The sequence below is a fragment of the Dietzia sp. DQ12-76 genome (assembly GCF_014145045.1).
Taxonomy (GTDB): Bacteria; Actinomycetota; Actinomycetes; order Mycobacteriales; family Mycobacteriaceae; genus Dietzia.
This window is the reverse complement of the sequence record NZ_JAALDV010000388.1, coordinates 1-2,582: the sequence shown is the minus strand read 5'-3', so window position 1 is coordinate 2,582 and position 2,582 is coordinate 1. Positions and strand designations below refer to the sequence as shown.

General features: G+C 69.5%; 3 protein-coding genes and 2 pseudogenes. 2 read left to right on the top strand and 3 right to left on the bottom strand.

Translation table 11 applies throughout. The annotated features are described in order from the left end of the window. Positions 1-111, top strand: a pseudogene (locus tag G6019_RS17400) (DUF2500 domain-containing protein); the annotation flags it as partial. A 52-nt stretch (positions 112-163) separates the two neighbouring features. Here G6019_RS17400 and G6019_RS13010 read toward each other — a convergent pair. The 3 genes from G6019_RS13010 to G6019_RS13000 all read right to left on the bottom strand — a co-directional run bounded on the left by G6019_RS13010 (position 164) and on the right by G6019_RS13000 (position 1,841). Next, positions 164-619 carry an SRPBCC family protein gene (locus tag G6019_RS13010; protein ID WP_107757587.1) on the bottom strand — a complete coding sequence of 152 codons (456 nt, stop codon included), beginning with the start codon at positions 617-619 and terminating at the stop codon, positions 164-166. 7 nt (positions 620-626) lie between these two features. Next, positions 627-1,004, bottom strand: a complete 378-nt coding sequence (locus tag G6019_RS13005; RefSeq protein ID WP_107757588.1) for an ArsR/SmtB family transcription factor — start codon at positions 1,002-1,004, stop codon at positions 627-629. Between the two features lie 174 nt (positions 1,005-1,178). Next, the gene (locus G6019_RS13000) at positions 1,179-1,841 is read right to left on the bottom strand and encodes a fasciclin domain-containing protein (RefSeq protein ID WP_107758254.1); all 663 of its coding nucleotides are present in this window, start codon (positions 1,839-1,841) and stop codon (positions 1,179-1,181) included. A 138-nt stretch (positions 1,842-1,979) separates the two neighbouring features. Between G6019_RS13000 and G6019_RS12995 the strand changes: the two are divergent. Continuing rightward, a pseudogene (locus tag G6019_RS12995) lies at positions 1,980-2,582 on the top strand (molybdopterin-dependent oxidoreductase); the annotation flags it as partial.

Genomic DNA, 2,582 nt, shown 5'->3' with positions numbered 1-2,582 from the left:
CAGGCCGCCGCGTACTTCCTCCGGCGGGAACTGCCCGTCGTGGACGCCAAGTTCGACCTGCTGGCCTCCGGCGACCGCACAACCCTGGACATGCGGGACGACTGGTTCTGAGCTGAGGGGCTGACTCTGGGCCGCGGGCCTGACTGTCGCCCGAGTGTCCGGGTCAGTGCGTTGCGGACGCCGCCAGGACTCCGTCCAGCTCCTCGAACGCCTCGGTCCAGCCGTCGTGAGCACTGTGCTCGGAGCCGCGGTCGTCCGGCAGTCCAGCCACGTGGAACGTCATGAGGGTGTGACCGTCGCCCACCTCGGCGAGGTCGACGGTGATGACGGGGACCTCGTCCCCGTCATCACCGGGACTGCCCCAGGTGAACCGGAGCCGGTCGGGCTCGCGGATCTCGAGGTACTCGCCCGCGGCCGGCCATTCGCGGCCGGTCGGGTCGATCATCAGGTAGGTGTAGCGACCTCCCACGCGCAGATCGATCGCGACGCTGTCCGCGGGAGTGGTGACCTCGTGGGGATGCCACCAGCGGGCGGCGACGGCGGGGTCGGTCCACGCCCGCCAGACGGTCTCGCGCGGGGCGTCGAACGTACGTGTGATGGTGAATTCGGGAACGGACATGGTGCCCTCACTCCTTCGATCGAGACCTTCGTCCTCGATGCTCGGGGTCGACGTGCCCGCGCTGGATGTCGGCCAGCACGCCGTCGAGTCGGTCGAACTTCTGCTGCCACAGCCCGCGGGTGCGCTCGACCCACTCCGTGGCGGCGTCCAGTGGTTCCGGCCGGAGCGTGCACACCCGCCACTGGGCGCGCGTGCTGCGCTCGATGAGACCGGAGCTCTCCAACACCCGCAGGTGTTGCGAGATGGCGGGTGCACTGATGTCGAAGGGGTCCGACAACTCGCCCACAGTCGCCGGCCCGGCGCTGAGCCGCTCGAGGATCCCACGCCGCGTGGGATCGGCGAGCGCCTGGAACACCCGGGACAGCGAATCACCAGCCTGTTTCACTTCGTGCTTTCCTTAATTAGGCGATACCTTAATTATCCCCGTTGAGCGACCCGTGTCAACCCCCCCGCGACAGCGCACAGCCCGGGCCGACGCTGTCGCGTCGACCCGGGCTGTGGTTGTGCTGTGGTGGTGTGACACCGCCCGGCGGTCAGGGATCACCGGAACTCAACGCGCTCACTCCTCGGGGACGAGGACCTGATCGATGAGGTAGACCGTGGCGTTGGCCGTCTGGACGCCGCCGCAGATCACGTTGGCCTCGTTGACCATGATCTCGTCGCCGGAGCCGGTGACGTCGACGTCCTCGCCGGCGAGAGTGGTCTGCATGCCCTCGATGTCCTCGGGCGAGATCTGACCCTCGACCACGTGGTAGGTCAGGATCGTGGTGAGCAGCTCGGGATCGGTCTGGAGAGCCTCCATCGTCGCGTCGTCGACCTGCGCGAAGGCGTCGTCGACCGGCGCGAACACGGTGTACTCACCGTTGTTGAGGGTGTCGACCAGGTCGACCTCCGGGTTCACCCCGCCCGACACGGCGGCCGTGAGGGTGGTGAGGAGCGGATTGTTGGAGGCGGCGGTGGCGACCGGCTCCATGGCCATGCCGTCGACCGAGCCCGGGCCGTCCGGGTTCGCCTCGGCGTAGTCCGCACACCCGGGCCCGACCAGCATGCCGGCCGGCTCCGCCATGGCGGTGGTCTCCTCGGTGGTCATCTCGGAGGTCATGGGGGCGGTCGTGGTGCCCTCGGCCTCGGTGGTGCCCTCGTCGTTCGCGCAGCCGGCCAGAACGAGGCCGCTCACGGCAGCCGCCGCGGCGATCGAAGCCATACGGCGGGAGATCGTCATGCTCATGGTGTTGGTCCTTTCAACAGAGCCTTGCGTGCTGGGTCACAGGTTCTTCGGCACAGTTCTCCGGCCGGATGGGTGACCCCCGAAATCTCTCTTCCCCACCGTCCGCCGAGGCCTGTGCTCCGAACTCCTGACGTGGATATCACCCAGCCCCGAACCCGCGTGACAGCCCAGATCGCCGCGGGCGTCCTCGCGACCGGAATCGCTCTCGCGGTCGGTCACGCCATGGCGGGACTGGTCGCCCCCGGTTCGTCTCCCTTCCTGGCGGTGGCCGACTCCGTCGTCGACCGCGCACCCTCGGCCGTCCGCGAGGCGACCATCGACGCACTCGGTACCGCGGACAAACCGGCGCTGCTCATCGGCCTCGCCGGAATCCTGGCGGTGATGGGTGTGGTCATCGGTCTCACGGAGCGACCGCGGCGGCCGATCGGGTCCGTCCTCATCATCGCGCTCGGACTCACGGGAGTTCTCGCTGCGGCGACCCGCCCTTCGGCCGGGCTCGCGTGGGTGCTGCCGACGCTCGCCGGCACCGTCCTCGCCGTTGTCGCCCTGCGACTGATGGTCGGCGCACTGTTCCCCGCGTCCGGGGACGGGACAGGTGGCGGTTCGGGGGACGGGTCGGGGACCGGCTCGGGTGACCTCGTCTCGTCGACCGACGAGGCCCCCGCTTCCCGTCCGGGTCCTGATCGGCGCCGCTTCCTCGTCCTGGCCGGATCGGCCGTGGCCGTGATCGCCGCA